Source organism: Enorma phocaeensis, assembly GCF_016901575.1.
GTDB lineage: Bacteria > Actinomycetota > Coriobacteriia > Coriobacteriales > Coriobacteriaceae > Limicola > Limicola phocaeensis_A.
The window spans coordinates 1-19,686 of sequence record NZ_JACJKQ010000020.1; the positions used below are offsets into that span (position 1 = coordinate 1).

10 protein-coding genes are annotated in these 19,686 nt (G+C 53.1%); 2 read left to right on the forward strand and 8 right to left on the reverse strand.

The window, feature by feature from the left end; genetic code table 11:
• The first annotated feature begins 570 nt into the window (after positions 1-570).
• Entirely contained in the window at positions 571-2,082 is a 1,512-nt protein-coding gene (locus tag H6A15_RS08795; protein WP_204673383.1) for a DNA cytosine methyltransferase, read from the forward strand.
• A 60-nt stretch (positions 2,083-2,142) separates the two neighbouring features.
• On the opposite strand, the gene drmB is transcribed toward H6A15_RS08795, so the two are convergent.
• From drmB to H6A15_RS08825, 6 genes are all read right to left on the reverse strand, one after another.
• The gene (gene drmB, locus H6A15_RS08800; protein ID WP_204673384.1) at positions 2,143-3,954 is read right to left on the reverse strand and encodes a DUF1998 domain-containing protein; all 1,812 of its coding nucleotides are present in this window, start codon (positions 3,952-3,954) and stop codon (positions 2,143-2,145) included.
• Positions 3,944-7,360, reverse strand: a complete 3,417-nt coding sequence (locus H6A15_RS08805; protein ID WP_204673385.1) for a helicase-related protein — start codon at positions 7,358-7,360, stop codon at positions 3,944-3,946. The genes drmB and H6A15_RS08805 overlap by 11 nt, the downstream gene beginning before the upstream one ends.
• Entirely contained in the window at positions 7,353-9,047 is a 1,695-nt protein-coding gene (locus H6A15_RS08810) for a nuclease-related domain-containing DEAD/DEAH box helicase (protein WP_204673386.1), read from the reverse strand. The genes H6A15_RS08805 and H6A15_RS08810 overlap by 8 nt, the downstream gene beginning before the upstream one ends.
• A 2-nt stretch (positions 9,048-9,049) precedes the next feature.
• Entirely contained in the window at positions 9,050-11,695 is a 2,646-nt protein-coding gene (locus H6A15_RS08815) for a DrmE family protein (RefSeq protein WP_204673387.1), read from the reverse strand.
• A gap of 602 nt (positions 11,696-12,297) precedes the next feature.
• A complete protein-coding gene (locus tag H6A15_RS08820; protein ID WP_204673388.1) occupies positions 12,298-12,645 on the reverse strand; it encodes a hypothetical protein in 348 nt (115 codons plus the stop codon).
• An 820-nt stretch (positions 12,646-13,465) separates the two neighbouring features.
• Positions 13,466-13,669, reverse strand: a complete 204-nt coding sequence (locus H6A15_RS08825; RefSeq protein ID WP_204673389.1) for a hypothetical protein — start codon at positions 13,667-13,669, stop codon at positions 13,466-13,468.
• Positions 13,670-15,035: 1,366 nt separating this feature from the next.
• Between H6A15_RS08825 and H6A15_RS08830 the strand changes: the two genes are divergently transcribed.
• Positions 15,036-16,850, forward strand: coding sequence for a hypothetical protein (locus H6A15_RS08830; RefSeq protein WP_204673390.1), 1,815 nt, complete (start codon positions 15,036-15,038; stop codon positions 16,848-16,850).
• 27 nt (positions 16,851-16,877) lie between these two features.
• Here H6A15_RS08830 and H6A15_RS08835 read toward each other — a convergent pair whose 3' ends face one another.
• Both H6A15_RS08835 and H6A15_RS08840 read right to left on the reverse strand, forming a co-directional pair.
• On the reverse strand, positions 16,878-17,678 hold the full coding sequence (locus tag H6A15_RS08835) for a hypothetical protein (protein WP_204673391.1): 801 nt from the start codon (positions 17,676-17,678) through the stop codon (positions 16,878-16,880).
• A gap of 88 nt (positions 17,679-17,766) precedes the next feature.
• A complete protein-coding gene (locus tag H6A15_RS08840; RefSeq protein WP_204673392.1) occupies positions 17,767-19,062 on the reverse strand; it encodes a hypothetical protein in 1,296 nt (431 codons plus the stop codon).
• Between the last annotated feature and the right edge of the window lie 624 nt (positions 19,063-19,686).

Here is a 19,686-nt window from a genome sequence, read left to right on the forward strand (position 1 = left end):
GGCACCGAATAGCCGAAAACGGTGGAAAAGCGTTGGCGGAACCGGTGAAAGTACGTTAGCGCGATCGGCGCCGATTCGTTTGCGCAGATGGTGAAAAGTAGGTTGACGGTATCACCCCGACGCCCTGAGCCTCAGTAACTCCCTCACGGGTATCCTTCTCGCCATGCCCGATACCTCCTTGTCTCGCTGGAACACATGGCGCCGCGAGCGTAGCGCCGGCCCGACGCTCGCGGGGCGGCGGCGTCCGCGGCCGGTACCGAGGCGGAATATCGGCGGTATCGAACGGGAATATCGGCGTGGGCGCGAGGCGGTATCGATTCGCGCTGCACCCGGTACCGAGAAGGACGATTACTCACCGAGCGGACAGGGATACAAATTGAGGGGTAACACAACCACAGCGGGAAAAGCCTGGATCCGGTTGTGTCGGATACAGACTATTGAAATATCACAAAGGTCTTCCAGCGAAAACGTCATTTGTCTGAATCCCAGATTGCTGTCAACTGAGTAACCATAGACTAACTTGAACTGCCCTGATAACCTGGTTATGCGTTTAGTCGGAAGGTGACAGTGATGATTCCCATGATTGATCTATTTGCGGGGCCAGGTGGGCTTGGCGAAGGTTTTTCCTCCCTACGAAATAAAGAAGGACAGCAAATCTTCCAAAGCGTCCTGTCGATTGAACGCGACGAGCAAGCCCACAAAACATTGAGGCTGCGCGCCTACCTTAGAAAAATCCTCAGCTCGGACAACAAGGTGCCTGGTGTCTACGTAGACTATATGCGCGGACATGATTCGACGACGTTCGAATCTCTCATCTCCCTTAGGCCGAGTCTCTGGAAGGCGGCTTGCGGCGAAGCGGTGCGAGCCGAATTGAGAGAGGGCGACAACACTTATGTGGAGCTCGGGAGGGATCGACTTATAAAGTGGAGAAAAGTGCACGGTGAAGAACCGTTGGTAATCATCGGAGGTCCACCATGCCAAGCGTACTCACTTGCCGGCAGGTCTAGAAGAGCCCACGACAAGGCCTTTGAGAACGATGAGAAACATACTCTTTACAAGTGCTACCTGTCGTTTATCAATAATCTACAGCCGGACATCTTCATTATGGAGAACGTTAAGGGACTGCTATCTGCCACCCATGGTGGTGAGAGAATGTTCTCCCGCATCGTTGATGACATGAGGGAAGCCGGATATGAGATTCGCTCTCTCGTAACCGAAAGTCCAAGTAACCCTCGAGATTTCGTCGTAAGGGCAGAAAGGTTCGGTATCCCCCAAACTCGTCACCGTGTCATCCTTATGGGAATCCGCAAAGACCTTAACTTAGCAACAACGATTTTGGCTGAGAAAGACGAGGTCAGCTTAGGGGAGGCTCTCGCCGGAATACCTAGTATCCGAAGTTCTTTTTCCAAAAGAAACAAGGAAATCGAAGCTGTCAGCTGGACGAAATATGTCGATTCCGCCGCAAAACGAATCATGGAAACCGCAGAAGGTCGAGGGTTGGCACCCGTCCTGGAGCGCGTCATCTCCAGCCATCCGCCAAGAAAGACCGAGAAGGGCGCAGTGACTTCGGAACTTGGGCCATATGACCGATGGTATCGGGGACGGCTTGGAAGAAGAGCCATATTGACCAATCACGTGGCGAGAGCGCATCTCGCCTCCGATCTCGATAGGTATTTGTTCTGTGCCGCGTACGCGGAGGTCAACGGCAATCCTCCCCACCTCGAAGACTTTCCACGGCAGTTGCTTCCAAACCATAAGAACGTCCAAGGGGCGGAGACAGACTCGTTTAAGTTCAATGACAGATTCCGCGTGCAGCTTATTGATCGCCCCTCGACAACCATCACGTCGCACATCGCGAAAGATGGCCACTACTACATCCATCCCGATCCAATACAATGTCGAAGCTTGACTGTCCGCGAGGCAGCTAGGCTGCAGACCTTTCCCGACGATTATCTGTTTGAGGGAAACCGCACCTCACAGTTCACGCAAGTTGGCAACGCTGTTCCACCGCTGCTCGCGCAGCAGATTGCAGCCATCGTTGCCTGTGCGCTCGGTCAAAAACCGAAAGTCGATCAATCATGAGTTTAAATGCCGAGTCTGATATGCCCTAATCGTGGAGATCAACACCTGCGGATTCGAATACTAGAGCTCAAAATAGCCAGTAGCACCTCCAAGCGCATCGACCACGAGGAGTCTGTCTAGAAGCCTATTCCCATTTTCACAGCACGTTTCAGGTAGAAGCGCGCAATTATGGCAGGCGGCAAGATTGCAGGAGTCGGGGCCTTGCCCGTCGCTTTGAGAACAGACCGGATCGGAAGAGCACCACTCAGCGTCTTCCAGTGCATTCATTAATACATTCTCTAGCCTTCCCGGCCTCCCCATACGAACCAATCCGCCCATAGACCCCTCGGAATCGCCAGATGCCGTATAGATAAGCACCCCGTACATTTCTCCGAGGTCCGTGTTGGACTCGCCTTGACGGCAGTAAAGTCTTTCCCGAATAGACGAGCTGCCGTAACCGCATTCGTAGCAAAGACGGTTGATGAGCAGATGGGAAAAGGTGTGGATCATCACGAACTCGGGAGATACTGGTGTCGTATTTCTGCCCCACCTGCTAGATGCTTTTGCATATGCCTGACTCAATTTCTCAGCTCGTTCGACCACTCTAGGACGCAATCTCCATTCCCTGATTCTTTCTGAATTGAATTGCAGGAAGATGCCCTCGCCGAATACCTTTATAGCGGGTGCCCATTTGGTTCCGGATTCGAGAGAAAGCTGAAGGAGGCTGTCTCTCGTACTGATGTTATCGCAAGGCTCAACACGACTAAAGCCGACGAACGCCCTCGTCTCCCGCAGCTTTCGCACGAGAGTTGCTCCTGCAAAGTACCTCGCCATCTCAGTCTGATACTGATCTATTGGAACACGCTTGGATGAATAGTCCGAATTGTCATCTCCTCTTCCAGAAACAAGCACTTCGTACTCTTCAAAACGGTAGTCGTCCTCTGATTCGGTCACATCCTCCGCAGATGATGCGCCGCGTTCACGGTGAAGCATCCATTCACGCTCCACCTCTTCAACAGAAAGCCTGGGGAGCTTCTGGTTGAGCCTATCGATTACGAGAACCTTGACATAATTAGGGTCGAGCTGCCCATCAGCGCTTTCGCCAGAAGCCAACAATTCCTCAACCTCATCCAGTCTCCTCTGGATGATAGAGCTCCTGTTAACTGGCGGAATCCAAATCGAGCTCTTGATATTCGGAAACCAAACATTGCTACCCCCCGCTTGGACAACCCTAAGTTCTTCGCCACAGGATACGGGATTGTTCCCGAGCCAAGGCCGGTTTCCCGAACAGAGTACTCCCACGCCTGATAGCGCGCCCTTCGCGGTGGCTCCCGCCATGCTTCTTGATTTACCACAGCTACATTCATATCGGACGGCTGCGAGGGTCGTGCTTGAGCCGCTCGACTTCCTAGTTATCCTATGGCCATCTCCAGAGGGGACGCCTTGGTGCACCCATTCCAGAATGGGGAAATCTTCGATATGTCCATGGGGACATATCGCTACAAAACGCTCCGGGATCATGCGTACGCTTTTATGTGGCTTTTCTGGGGTCCCCTCGCAGAAATACTCGTTTTGCCAAGGAGAGTATTTCATCATCTGACCGCAGGTCGGACAGTAATGCCAGAGAGGGAACTGTACAGCTGGAATCGTAAGATGGGTGTCCTCTCCGTGAAGCTTTTCTGACGGAGGCTCTCGCAGCTCCTCGACGCCGAGATGTCTGCAGAGACGCTTATCGTCAATGAGATATTGAGATGGATCGTTCCCAAACCTCCACATGTCTAAGCCAGCAATCATTACCGAGCGGTTTTTTGGGAGGGGAAGGATGGCACCAATACCCCATGGAGAGATAAGCTGTCCTTTTCTTACGCTTTGCTCAAATTCGCTATATCCCATCGTTGCCGCCTCCGTAATACTTCCCAGAAAGTAGTCTAACTACGCAGCTCGCGTCTACGCTTCGCATCGAGGACGGAACCTCCCAGATGCGCTCGATATTCCAGCTCTTGTTGACTTTCGAATCCGTTCGCATAATGAGCGGCGTAATCTCGTCACTCGGTTTGCTCATATACTCCTGCGGTCGCCAACTGGCCCATTCGTCGATTAAGCGAGCTGCTTGTTTTTTTGTCGGTTCAACCTCGCTATTGTCAACAACGCTTGTTCTGTCAACAATGATTTGCACGACTCTTTTGAATAGCTCAGGGCTCACATCCCTAGGGTCATCCTGTTTCTTGATGGGGCAAAGTTGACGTACCAACGCGACAAGGAGTGCCCTAAGGGCGCGGTCTCTTACCGGCGCGGAGAACGGAGTCACGCTCGTTGGTTCGACATTGCAGTAAAGGCGTGAGTGGTATCGCTGAAAGTCCTCGTAATGGGATTTATCGCGAGGTTTAGTTGGACTATAAATCGTAAATACGAGGCCAGGATTGGATCCGCGCCCAACACGGCTGGATGCCTGAATATACTCGGATGTGGTTTTGGGCTGACCGTCAATGGTCATGAGGGCGAGCCTCGATATGTCCACCCCGACCGAAATCATGTTTGTTGCAAGGCAGATGTCAACCGCTCGGTCCTTCGAGTTGCTTCCAATGTATGGGGTTTCCAGCCGCTTTAGCGCAGGGGGGATTTCGTTACTGGGTACACGACTGGTTAGCTCACATGAAGTAATCGAGCTTGCATATCTTCCATTACAGTTCGGGTCCTTTCTCCATCTACGTCGCTGCATCGCTTCGAGGTTCTCTGCGATGTTTCCCGAAATCCAAGTGGCTGCCTGGCCCAGCTCCCTAAGGCTGTTGAAATAGGCTAAATTGGTTTTGTATCCATCTAAGACCTCAGGGCTTTCGTCATTCGCAAAAACATCATGGGACAAGAGTAAGCTTGCGAACAGGTTGATGACGCTCATCGCCATGGAGCAGCCGGGAGCACATAGGCCGACATATAGCCTGCCGGGTCGTTCCGGATCCGACTCCTCCACTGCAAAGAAAGAATCGTCAGCATCGATTCCCGACGGTGGAAACTGCTCGACCAGTTCCGGGCTTCGACCGTACAGTGAGGCGCATTGTTCTTTGGCATGACTGATTGTCGCGGTTGAACCGACAATTTTAGCTCGATGGTTATTAGCATCGGTGCAGAGAACGTCTATGGCCGTCTCATAGAATCCAACCATCGAACCCAATGGGCCAGAGATTAAATGCAGCTCATCTTGGATGATTAAGTCGGGCGGGGAGCTCGGGTTGTCACCTCTGCCAAAAAGATTTCGTGTTGCAGATGTCGTAGAAATCGCTGCAAACTTGTCAACAGTGCCGATAACAAGCGAGGGGCGCTGCTGATAAATATCGTCATCAATGCAGAATATGGGAAGCTCTCCAGCACCGTGTTCAGAGAAGTGGCAACTGGGGTTACTGCAGACATAGCGAAAGTGAACCCCGCCCCTTCTACGTGCCCCGTGACGCACGTTTTCATATCCCAGAACGACGCGATCCCTCTTTCTTCTAGAACCCTCATCAACTATACCCATCTGAGCGCCGCACCAAGGGCATTTCAAAAGAACGAATGGATTATCGGAACTCTCCGAAGTTCTCATTTTCTTAAGCTGCTCGGATGCATCCTCTCGGCGATTTGGAGATGTTGAATTGCCGACCCACAACCCGATTGAAAACTTCTCGGTTCCCAAGACTTCAGGCATGCGCTCGCGTATAGTTTCACAAGCGCAGATGAGCGATGAGGCGCGTTCGAACTGCTGCGTGGTTAGAAGTCTTAGGGTATACCGCATGAGAACAGTAACCCCTGCATTGTCCCTATCAAGAAGTCGCCTTATGAAAAGAGTGAATGCGGTCAGCCCTAAATAGGCTTCGGTCTTGCCTCCTCCTGTGGGAAACCAGATCAGATCGATTATGTTGCGCTCGTCGCAATCCTCATCGCGCATTGACTTTAGATTCATAAGGATGAAGGCAATCTGGAATGTTCTCCACCTCCCAAATACCCCATTGGTTGGCCAAGTGCTGCAATCATGCAAAATTGGCTTTACAGCCAACCCGACGTATCCGCCGTTTTTCCCACCTTCCCACTTTGCCAGAGGAAGTCTGTAATGCAGTTGCTGCAGAAGCATCGCTTCGTTCATGAGGGCGAAGGCTTGATAGGTTAATCCGTCCGATTGCAGCAATCGGACGCCTTCTTTCATACGCAATAGGCATTCTTTACAAGATTTAATGTTTGATGTTGCCGCCGCAACCAAATCTGGAGGAAGTTCCACCGTACGCTGCTCAATTTCGGCAATCCAAGCTTCATATGCAGAACAGAGATTAGTTAATGAAACGATTGCTTGGCTCTTGTTCGATGTCGTACTCATCTCCATCATGTCAAACACAAGATGGGGCGCGCCTGGGACAACAGGCCTAACTTCGTAAGATGGCATGAAATCTATGCGCACCTCATGAACGCTCTTGGCAGATTGGTCCCAACAAGCAGCACAGCCGTGCCCAATTCCATAAGTTAGTGTATTTCTGTACAGGAGCTGGTTGTTCCAGTAGTCGAAATCATTTGACCGATCCTTAGGACTATCCAAAATAGGAAGGAGCGGTTCACTAGAGAATATCGACATCTCGGTTTGGAAGGCGCACTTCTCAGTGTCATCGTGTCCCTCGCTGCTTTGAGCAACATTTACAAGGCTGAATGTCAACATCCCTTTGGTTCTAGGATCGCTTGTCGTTCTGCTGGTCACAATAAGCTGCAGCTTTGCTTGTTCAGAATCGCTCGGAAGAGCTCTGACAAGTTGACGGCGCCCATCTGGTAACTCCGCCGAAGAGAAAGGCAGCTCTGCCTGATGGGGGCATCTACGATATTTGGTTTTTACTTTACCGCCATCCCGCTCGGAAGACTTAGTGTAAGTGGCATAGGCAATTATGGCGCGAATGCCAGAACAATTCGGAGCTACCCTAAGGGTAATGCTTGCTGCAGATTGATGGTAGGTATTCGATAGACTTACCGGGTCATCCTGTGGCTCATCATCGGCAGATGCTCCCTGCAGCTCCGTTTCGAGCGAAGGAGGATTATTGTCCTCGTCCTCGTCCTCCTCAACCATTTCATCGTTTCCGCCATCGTCGATTCCAATCTCACCTAGCTCGTCGAGAATCCTCATCTGAGGATATAGAATTCCCACTGAATAACGCGAGAGCGGGGAGTCTGCATCATGTCGACGCTCGATGACCTCCTCCCCATCTTCAACGGGGTTTTCGTCAGGGCAAGGTCCAATGAACTCACTTTTCACAAGCTGGACGATTCGATTTCTGTAGCTGTTTTCAGACATCGAAATACTCCTCCATGAGACTGAGGCGTTGTTTTTCCGCACGTTCGTTTTCGAAAACCACCAGTTTGGTAGTTGCCCTCGACATTCCAACGTAATAGAGCGAAACGTTAGAAAAGGACTCGCAGTCGACGAGGAAAACAACCTTGCTTTCAAGACCTTTGAATGCGGCGATCGAGGACACCTTAATTCCAGTGAATGCTGAGTTCGCCGGTAGTTCAGAAACGACACAGGAAGCGACGGATTCACAAGGAGAACGCGGGGTCAGAATCACAACGTCGTCCCCTGATACACCTTCTTCCTCCAATCGATGAAATTGCTCCAGTATCTGTAGCCGTTCATCCTCCTCATCCGTCCATCTGATGTACGTGACAGGAGGACCAGCCATTGCAGCGGGAGGATAGGAACATGTAGTTCCACAGACAAGGTGAATAGCAATTCCGATGTTTTTCGTATTGCGACAGTTTATGGTAAGCCTCGCACGAGCGAACGTGGAGCAATCTTCGACCATCGAAATCAGAGTCTCTGCGGTCTTTCCCGATTGGAAGATAGATTGCTTGCTAAAATCTCCAAACAACGCCCACCGCCCCCGGTCAAAGCCTTCACGAAGGATGTTGTCGAAGACGGGGAGATAGTTCTTGCGAACCAAATCCTGTGCTTCATCAACTATCAATCTATCAAATTGTGCAGAGCGATAGTGACTAATAAATAAATCTGGAAGAGTTCTGGAATAGAAGGTCGAATCTAGAGAAGTGCGACGTTCGTTGACGTTGAAAAGCAGAAACGAGTGAAACGTCCCGATATAAGAACCCTTATTACGCGGACCGCATAACTGTGTATTGAGCCATTCTCCAAGAGCTTTATTGAAGCATAGCAGTGCCACCCGCTCGCCTCTTTCGATAGCCCTGCGGGCCATTTCAACGGCAAGTAGAGTCTTTCCAGTTCCAGCATAGCCCTCAACTAGTATTCGTTTGTTGTCCTCGAACATATCAAGGCATCGGAACTGCTCGTGAGTTAGCTGGTTAAGCTCGCGCTCTGTCTCGTTCAATTGAGTGGCAAGGAGCACGGGACAATCGAAGTCACCTCTAAGAACGTCCGCTATTTGTCTAACGTCTTGTCGAGTCGGAAGCCTCCTCTCGCCGACATTTCCATTGATACGCACCTGCTTCTTTTGGGTGTAACGGGATACTCTCTTTATAAATACGCTGATGTTCGATTGCGCTATCTTTGATCGATCCCATACCTGAACAAGATCGTAATCAGGTCCGACCACATCAAAATCGATATCTGGAAAAACCACTCCATATCCGAATAGAAGATGCGACACATCTGACTCGGAGGGCATTCTACAATCAAGTTCTCGGATGAGAGAGAACATGCCTTCGCGCGCCTGGTCGAATGGGCCGCGAGCTTTTCGATTTGATTGACCAAACCTATCTGTGAAAGTCCACAGTCCACTTTCGCGAGACACTCGCCCGCCCTTGACCTCAAGACAAAAAACACCGAGATTGGGGGCGAGGACCACGAAATCCACCTCACCGAATAGGAGCCTCTGATGCCGTGCAAGGCCGAGCGAATGGAGGACGACCCATCCATCGGTTTCAGGGTCATTCTGTAGCCACTCGAAGACTCGCCGTTCGGCGGTGCTCCTGACATCAGGAGATATTCTAGTGGGCAGCATGAGCGCCATAGTCACTCCTCGTATAGTTTTCCAGTCTTCCAGTCTGGGACCCGAAGGACGTGATCTCGATCAATTGCCAGAATTCTGCATAGCTTTACAGCTCCAATACCATCGATAATGAGATCTACGGGGCTCCATATATCTTCCGGCTTAGAAAGGTCGCTTTCGACCATATACGACATGAATGCTTCAGCAAGCGTACTGCTTAGCTGACGTCCGGCAAGTCTATGTCTTGTCTGAATCTCGACCCCTGCTTGTGCAATCTCTTCGGCGCGATCCACAAGCTGCTCATCATGTAGAGCTCTGCCGATAGCCCTGACGGTCTCTACGATCTCTGTGAGGTTTCGGCCTGGGGCAATTTTGTTGGAATCGTCCCTAAGACTGCGAAAAGCCTGCAGACCCTTGCTCATACCCCTGACGCTCAAAGCGTTGTACACACTACGATCGTCGTAGTGCCACAGCTCGTACAACCGACGAAGCCCATCTCTCCATGCGCTTGCGGTGCTACGAAGTTGTGGAGCAGCATCACCCATTAATTCGTCCGCAAGCTGCTCAATTAGGTCACGATCTGCTTCTTTTATGAGAACAAAAGATCCGACCGCAAGTCCCTCTGAATCTCCTACACGCTGGGCCTTCGCGAGTTTGGAGCCCCCTTCGATGATGTCAGTTACGTCCGTGAGGTATGCATTCTCACGATAGAACGCAATGAAGTCCCCTGCGAAGCGAACCGGAATCGCTTGAACCGACGACTCCCTCTCCTCGCCCTTCGCTTCGTGCTTGGAATACGTCCTCTGTCTCCAAAGGTCCTCAGCATTATCAATAACCGTATCGGTATGATTATGCGCAACAGTCAGTGGTTTAGGAAGAGCTGGAAGGGTTCCGTTGAAGATAGCGTGCGTCTCACGCAGAACGCGATTGGAGTCATCAGTATCCAAAGCGTGCTTCTTCCATGCGTTTGTACGCGAGAGATACCAGCCTGTTTCACATCCTTCATAAAGAACAAGATTCACAATCTCTGCCGTACTCCCATTAAGCAGCGAGGTCATCTTTTCTTTTCCGAGCCAACCAACGACAATCACGCGTCCAACTAAAGGCGTTCGCATGGCCTTAAGCGCCGCATAGGGAAGCACGGTAAGCTTAGTTGTACCAAAGTCCGCCATAAACTGAGACCAGTAACGTGTTGAAACTTCTGCTTCAATTGGGCTATTTACAACAAGCGTGACACTTCCGTTGTATGCCATATCTCTGATTCCATGATAAATAGCCCGTTGCTTCTTATTATACTCAGATGAGGCTATCTCGGTGATGAGCAGAAATGAGCGATAGAAGAAATCTAAAAGCTTTGTTGAAATGAAGCCCTGTTGTCCCATTAGGGGAGCTCTGAGCTCTGAAATGGCCCTCAAGATGTCTGAAGACTCGAAAGAGAAGGGTGCCTGCGTCCTCAAAAGCTTAATAAAAATACGCCAAAGGGCGGCACGGGTATCAGCTGCTATTTCGTTAGCGCTCTCCGTTCCGAAACAGCCGTCGATACCTTCCAGCAAGTTATAAAGATTATCCAATCGAGCGTCGGAGACAGTAGTGAGCTGGATACTCCCGTCTGTACAGTACTTGCATCGTAGATTGAGATTATGAAAAAAGGGAATCCGCTCATCCAGATTGCGCGGATGGACGTCCTCTGTGCTTTCGCTGCGCTCCAAAGTTCGTGAGTCCCAGCACCACTTTAGAAAACCCTCCTCGCGAAGCAAATCGACTGTCTCCACGCTCGCATTCGAAACGATCACATACATTGGAAGCTTCAATTGCTGCAGCTTCCTAAGCTCAGATATGTTGCTGCGAACGAAGGCCTGATAGTTATCAACATCGATAACTATTGCCTTTACGCTGCGGAGCTTGTCTTCGTCAAGCTGAAGCACATCATACAAATCCATTGCAGAAACGAGAGCGGGAGTCCCAGTATATTGCCCTTTGCCAATCGTCTCGTAAACAGCCTTGTCATTTTTGTCATAAGTGATTTGAGCACACAGAACAAGAGTGTTCAGCGGCATTTCGTTGATGAGTGTGTTGCGGAAAAAGTCCCTAGATCGTTTTAGAGGGCCCACTATGATGACAGATGAAGTGGCGAATGTGATTCCGCGATGTAACGATGCGGCCCAGTCGGAAGAATTGCGTAGCTTGCGCCTTTCCTCGTTGAACTTTTTGGTCGGAGATAGTCTGCGCCCAGAGTCGGTCCTCTGAAGAACCAGGGACTCTTGGCGCGTAAGGGTATGTATCAAGGGATTTTTTGGGTTGTATCGAATAACAACGCCTCCGGTGTCAACGTCAGCGCGTACGTACTCGACAATAGCGTTTCCCATCTTCAATTTGTCACCGGGAGTGAAGGCGGCCGATCCGGGACCGATAAACAGGCGGTCCTCATCCACTAAGCGTAGCTGGTCGTCCATAGCAAGAAGGGCGGCTACTACCTGACCGAAGGACTCTTTTGATGGTGTAGTGATGATGAGATTCTGCTTTTCGCAAATCGATGCGATGATGAGAGATAACGTATCAAGAACAATACAAGGGGGACGTTGTTGAGAGGTTGGATGATCGACGGATAAAGACGAAAAGGCGACGCCGCTCAATCGTTGGTCAAAGTTTGCTTGAAGTCGAAGATCCATGCCGACAGCGAGCTCCCATCTTTGCCTGCAATGAATAGAGACACCGACCACTTATAAAGCAATTCAGGACTGTATCAAGTGTACTTGAAGCCAGATAAAGTATCGATAGCTATCTGCTCATTGACGGGGAATGAAGTCATCATAATGTAGATGATTGCTTGAACGTTTATAGCAGCCTTTCTATCAAACGCCCATTCCTCCCCGTACCACCTCTCCGGGTATTCCACAGGCAGCATCCGCCCGGCTGCCACGCACCCATCATGTCTCGCCGCTTCTCGGCGCTCGTGTCCGTAACGACACTGTCATCGAAGTTCGCCCGCTCGTCCGAAAACACAACGCCCAGTGACTGAAACGCCGCTATAACGCCCGGCATATCTCTGCGATCGCCATTTCCAGAACGTGCTCATGTCGGCCGATGCTACACATCAGCGCCTAATTATCCGACGTCACCTCGGTGGCGGTCTCAAGTACCAGACCCCGTCGAAGTCAAGACAGCTGATCTTGAACCCATACTGTTCGCCCCGCATCTGCAGCACCGTCCACAGGGTTTTCTTCTGCGCATCCGTCCTCAGCGCTGGTGCGAATTCAGTGCTAAACACCTTCTAAAACACAGTGCGATCCTTCCCGCCGAACGAGATGGAAACCATTCGACCGTGCCAATCCTCCTCTGGATTGAACATCACGTCGGACAGGAACAGGCGCATCTCTCTGTTAGCGAACTCTGAAATCATCGCGTCAGATGCGAGGTCTAACGCCCGCATGGCATCCATCCGCGAACACCGACCGCCATAAGGGCTCAAATCCGCCCGCATATTACCCACCGACTTAATAATCGCGAACGTGGACCACTCCAATCCCGTCTTGTACACCGGGCACATTCCGACAGGCACGACCTCGTCGCCGTATCCGTCGAAGTACGCCGTCTCGATGCGATACTCACCCACATCCATCAAATGGCATCATTAACTGCTCGAGGACTTTGCTCTGGCGGAACGCCCGCGTCACGAGCCCGCAATCCATCACGCCCTCCTCGTCCTAGGTGAGAGACACCGGCATATGAGCGTCATAGCACCGAATACGTGCTTTCCGCATGTCCGCGTCAGCCCGCAGTGCCCATGCGCTCGTGCCCATCCCGAACGCCTGGGCGACGATGGCCCGAGCCGCCGGAATGAACCCTGTCTCGGCAAAACATGCGGACAGCCAGTCCATGAATTCTTAGTCGCCACACACAGACTGCGCTATGTCATGTAATAGCCGCGGCCCCAACTCGCGGCACACTTGCATCTCCAGATGGACACTTCAACGGTGCATCTCATATAGCCCACTCACACCGCCTGCGTCCTTGTAACTGTAGAACGCTTCCTAAGCCTGTATCCAACCGTGCCGGCAACGTGCCCAAGGCTCCATCGCCTTCGGCGGTAGCACAAACCCCAACCCCCGCAGGCGCTCGGAAACCCAACGCATGACGTCCATAACACCCGTCACTGTGACCCCTGACCTTTCAACCATAACCATCCCTAGCATCATTCCAGCCCGTCATGCGCGGAGGCCGACCTCCCGACCGCAACAATACACATACAGCCCACAGAGAGCGCCCATCGCGCGCACGGCGAACGCATCGGAGAAACAATCATTGCCATTCATCCTGCACACCGCACCTGTGGGGTCATCGAGGGCCAAGCCTCAGGTTCCAGAAGCACAGCCCAACTTGCACGAACTACTCAATTTCCGATGCATGGACATCTCATTTCCCTGTGCGCGTTTGGACTATTATCTATTGCACATCAACACCTTGAGCAGCGCGGCGGGGCAGAACTTGTCCGAAAAGAGCCGCTCGTTCTCAAGAAACACCTGGTCGAGAATCGCGGCGGCACGGTTCTTGAGCACCGAGGGCTCGAAGCGCTTACAGCACAGGCAATCGGCGATTAACGAGACGTCAATGCTGTCGGTCTTGGCGGGGCGAACGGCACCCACCCTGCGCCGCGCGTCGACCTATTGATGATGCAGACCTCGAGACCGCTGGGATGTAGGTAGTCGAAGAGTGCCACCCAGCAATTGCCAATCGTCTCCATGCCGACCAGTGCGCTGTCCGGCGAGCCCCCTTCCCCGCCGCGAGCCTCTCGAGCAACCGCTCGAGCCCCATCTAGGCGTTCTTGAAGTCGAACGGCCCGACAACCGCCTCGTCACCATTCATCGCTGTGGCAACGTAGGGGCGCTTTGCGACGTCGATGCCGATGTAGAACATACCCCTCCGTCCTCTCGGCGGGTAGAAAGTCCTCCTTCGGAATCCGAGGGCATAACCCTCCCAAGAGACCCGGCTCCGGACACCATCCTATCTATCCCGCATCCTCCTGCGGACAGGAGGGACGATTCTTTCCTCAGCTGCCGAACCTCAGGGACGCACACCCCCTCTGCCCCATTCGCGCCCTTTATCCTATATTCGCGCCCACGGATAAAGAAGCGCGACCGCTGCACGAGAAGCGGCAACATCAATAATGGAAGAACGACCACTATGAAAACTGCACACGAGAGGGCGGCGCGGACGCCAACGTCCGCGCCGACTCCGCGCTCGCCTCGACAACATGCGACACGTATGTCTCGGGAGCCTCTGCCCTCAAAGTCGAGCGCACTTCCGACCTAGGCGCGAAGTCAACGAGCCGCTCTGCGTGTCGCGGCCGCGCGCTTTGTTGGACGCCTAGGCGGACCCCGAGCTCGTGCGCACAGACCACCAACGCGCGACGGAACTGCTCATCGACTCCGACCACCACGACACGGAGTTACTCGAGGTCGCGGGGTCGGCGGCGCTCGCCCACCTTTCACTCGCATGGGAGCACCGGTACCGAACCCACACGCACAACGTCTAGAAGCGTATGGACAGCAAGGTCAAGTGGAGAACCAGAGTGATGCAGATGTTCTCCCGACGGCGTCGTCGCCGCGTCTCGTGAGTGCAGGTCGCTTGCACCACTATTTGTGACGTGATTATCCAGACACTGGTCTACAAATATCCCACATCCATGCAAATACACTTATGCAAAGTCGATGAATGCAGTTTTTGCCTTACATGAGAACAGAACAGTCAGACGGCCATTTTATTCCAGATTGAATCAGTGACTGCCCGTCTCCGTTGCGCCTCCCTGATAAAGCGCTGTAGAGCGGTTGTCAAAAAGACTCCGAATTGAAGCCAGAGCTCGCAGAGAAACTGAACGAGGTCAAGGATAGGTGCGTAACCCAACGAAGCGATGAGTGCGCATTTTGGTGCATTCACCGACAGGCAGCCGTGAGCTTCTCTCCGCCTTCGTAGAATGGTGGGCAATGTCCATTCGTCGAGCTGGGAGGAACGATGCATCCCGTAGTCACGGAATCGGGTCGCCTTATCGGATACTACAGCTTCGAGGAGGCAGGACGCCTCTTTGCCGGTCACATGCGCATTAAGCGTCAACAAATTATCGTTTCAGACAAGGTCGCAGCAGGCATGACGGTTGAAAACGGCTGGAGGTTCCTAAGAAACTCAGACGGAACCTACAGCCTCTGGAACAGTGAATCCTTCGAACGGGAATTCGGAGTCAAGTTTGATTCAACCATTCGCCGCCGCGAAGATATCCGGTGGGCACGAAAGCGCCAGCTGCAGTCGCGTTTCCAGCAGCTCATCACCGGGTCGGAATCTCCAACGTGGAGCGATGTTGAACGAAAAACCGTTAAAAAACGCTCCACCTCTGTGCAAATGGAGCATGGCCAATGGGATGGCACAATTCCTGTACCCGCAGTCTCTGAACAGCAGGACACTTCGGAAGAAACGAAGTGGCGTCAACCAAGCGAAAAACAACTCAAAGCGCTAGAAGCGCGCGTGCGGGTGAGCGAGGAACAACGCGCAGAGATGGAACGCGAGCGCCAGGAGGTGCTGGCACGACGTCGCGAGCAGAAAGCCAGGGCAGCCGCCAAAAAGCAGCCGCCGCAGAGCGATGATGCTCTCGAACCGCAAGGGAGACACCTGAGAACAAAGCGGACCGACCAGGTAAAGAGCGGATGGAGAGAAGTTACCTCTCAGGGCGCAATGCGGGAGAGCCGCAAGCGTGAACTGGAACAAAAAGAAAAACAACGCAGACAGCGCGAGGAGAGAAACAGGCAGCTTCATCCGGAACCGACCCCGCAGAAACCCGACGTCAATCCGCCCATCGTCGAAGATGCCTGTCCTATCCTCAAGCAGGAACCGCCCAAAGACGCCAGACTTTCTGACGAGGAGATACTCTCCAATGTTGCGGAGCACCATGGGAAGGACACCCATGCGCAGTTAAAGACGCTGCTGGAAAGGAAGACGATGGAGGGTGCCATACTCAGGGTGATAACCATCGCGGGATTTCATCCAGAATTCATCCTGCCGAGGGGATTCTCCCTCGACGCCAGCTCCTCTCGCATACGAAACCTCTACTGCAAGAGCAACCTCATCCGCACTTTCTGCCTCGACTTCCTCGCAAGCCTAATCGAGCGCTCAGGAAATACGGACGCACCCTATGGAGCCGAACCGCTCACCTGGGCACTCGACCACTGCGAAGATGCATCCGGCCCCAAACGCTCTGCGGCACGACAGATTCTAGCGGAACGTGAGCACACCCTAGTCTTTTCTGAATCTTGCATCGAAGAGGCGACTACCTGCAAGGAACCCCTAACCTACATCCCCTACAAAACAACGCTCGTTCGAATACCGGGATATGAGGGCGAGAGCTGGGGCGTCGCCGCGCTACAGGATGGAGACGAAATAAGCCTTGTCACCATCGGCAGGAAGGGGCTGACCGACATCGCGCACAACATGCTCGCCTTTGTAGAGAACCGCTGCAGTCCCCATGAACATAATGACGGGACAATGGATTACAGTAGGCTTCCCAGAAAATGCGGCGCTCCACACAGATTTGAAACCGCAACCGAGAATCGTGTGCATAGGGTCACGAGCGGCTCTTTCGGTAGCACGGCGACTCCCCACATAAGCCGGGGCGGATCAATTAGCGCCCCCTATACACGTCGCGCACACACAAGGCGGCAGCACTACGGTGCCGGCAACCGCCTTGTGAAGATTGTCACCATCCGCGAAACGCTCGTTACAGGCAAGTGCAAAAATCCCAGCAAGATGCCAAAGGGCATGAGAATCCACCATGTTGGTTAGATGGAAAAACCTGCTTGTCTCCTGACCCTATCTCTCCCGGTTATACGACCCATCCGCATCAAGCGCCGTAATCAGTGACGCTTCGAGCTCATCGAGTTTGTCCTTCTCGCATGGATAGAGCAGCACGTAGACATGCTGCTTATACTTCACGTCAGCATAGACGTCAACATTGCCAAGGCCGATGAAATCGGCATGGATGCTCGCGCCCATATTCTCAGATTTGCCCACGTAAAGCTCGCGGTATCTGCTGTAGTCATCCTTGTGAACAGCGCCATCACAGGTGATTGTCACATAGCAACCCGAATATACCAGGTAGCCTTCCCCCGCTTGTACGTCCACAAGCTTCTGCTGCGTTTCCCAATTCTCGGTGAATTTCTCAGCAGACATGCGAATGCCCGCGCCATCGAGGAGGGTCTTCCGTGCAAGAGCCCTAGCCTTCTCCTGAGCCCTCTGATCGATGGCGCCCATAAACTTGTCGCGCACTCCTGCGGCGGCGCCACCCACTGCCTCCCCCGCCGTGTCGGCTGCACCCTTGACGGCACCAGCCACTTTGCCAACGCCGTTATCAACTGCAGCCGGAAGCTTCTCAGCAGCCGCGTCGGCCACTTTTTTAGCTGCAGGAGCCACAACTGGCGCGATTCTTGGCAATTGTTCAACCGCCACCTGAGCAAATGGGGCAGCCTTCTTCATCACTTCAGCCGCAGCGGCAGCTCTTCCGCCCTTGGGAAGAAAGGGAATCGCCATCCCCACGATATCAATCACCGCGTTGACTGCATCAATATAGCAGTCGACGGAACGGTCTTCAGCGGAACCACCCACGTTATTCATGGCCATTTCCATCGTCTCCAAAGAACGGAATCCAACGAAGCAGAAGCGGTGACAAAGCCCTTTGCCGCCCCGCCCCACTTCAACCAGCTTACTTCCTGAACGGAAGTTTGAACGGCAGGCCCTCGGCAACCTTTCCCAAATCTACCCCTTGAAGCGCCTTCCCGATTTCCTGAGCACCGCCGGCAACAGCAGAGCCAAGCTCGGCAGCGCCCTTTCCAGCCGCTTCGCCAAACACGGCCGCCCCATCGGCAATTGCACCACCGACCTGCTGGGCACCTCCCGCTGCGCCTGCGGCGACCTCCTCCACGAACTTTCCCGCCACCTTATCCCACGCAGGGGCACGCTCAATGGTTCTCTCATCCATCTCTATTCCAAGAGCGTTTGAGAACGAACCGGTCTGCTCCATGAGCCAATCGAGTGCCGTGAGGGTCTTGTCAACAGCGAATGGGTGCAGCAATTTCTCGCTGCGAGCTTTATCCGCAGCCTGCTCAAGCGCAACGCGGAACGCCTCGATTCCGCTTCGAACCTTGCCCAGTCGATCCAGCCGCGCTTCGACAATGCCCTCGCGATGCTCCTCAAGAGACTCAGGCGTTTCGGAAAAGGCTCGCTCGAGTTCAACCACAGACAGACGGTCACGCGTTTTGATGGCACAGGCAACGACCGCAAACCAGGCGGGAACGTCATCATGAGCGCTCTCCACAACATGAGAAAGGTCGTCGACTGAGCCGGACTTCACCATTTTCTCCGCGATACCTTGCAACTTCCCCAGCGCATAGGCAAGTGCCGTCGCCGTCGTCGGAGCGCAAGGGGCCAGCTTCGTCCATGCGGTGTCGCTAAGGAACCCGGTTTTGGTCCGTATCGCCGCCGCTTCGTCGACCTCAAAGGAAGCACCCATGAGCTCTGCGATAACACGGTCCTTCTGGTCGCGCAGCAAATCGTTAACCTTGTCGTCAATGCGGGCAAGATAGTCCGTTATCTCCTGAATCGCCTGCTCCATAGCCATTTGGGTCATCATGCCAGCAACACCCGTGGCCATTGCGGGGCTAAAAAGCTGACTTGGGTTCTCGAACTTGAGCCATTTGACAATCTGGCCGTTCGGTTTTTGAACCACACCGGACTGGACCTTGCCCGGCTTTCCATATTTCTTAACAAGCTCTGCAGACTCTTTGGTCAATTTGACCCACCGGCCGGAGGTGTCTGTGGCTCTCTCTGCCACTTTTGCTATACCTCGTGCCATGCCTGCAGCTTTCGCTGTGAACTCGTATGAAGTCAGACCTTGCTCGTCAAGCCATTCTTTTACCTGCATGGGCTCACCTAGGAAGAGGAGCCCTTGCTCGTCCTCGACAACGCTGATTGCAAACTCTTCGCAATCGCCCTCGCTCATAATCGACCCCCGACCATCACTTGCCCCATTAGTCATTCTTCGCCGCACAATCAAAACGCCGCATATTAATTGAGGCGCTCTTGGCTAACAGTTACAACTTTCTCATCCATGCCACTTACATGCAAGCGTTAGGTGTGTCCATAAATGCCTCGAAAGGAGCTGCGTTTGGATTTAAACAATCGAAACACCCTTGAGCCTATTGCTGGTAATGACCCTGCAAGGCCAGCGAACTCACCTCTCCGAGGTGAATCCGGTTATCCTCCGGCTCGAGCGCTTCCGCTATGTCCATCGTTGTCCTCTTCATCGTACTGGCGGTCGCGCCGCCCTCTCCGCTCAAAAAACCTCTCTTCGACTGACACCTCCTCGGCTATCATTGAAGTTTCTGGCGAAGAAAGTCCAGCAGGACCGCCCTCGCAGTCTCCCCGACGGCGCCCTCATGGCCCCAGGGCTCATCAGAGTTGCAGTGGCGCATCACCCTCGAACACTCGACAAGAAGCCATAGTTTACCCACGTAGTCATTTATCATGGGCGGCCCGAGGTCGAGCCGCAGCCCCTCTGGAAATGCTGGTGCCCGGACAGCGTACCCACTCGTGGTATCCACGGTAGCCTAACAGAGATTTGTAA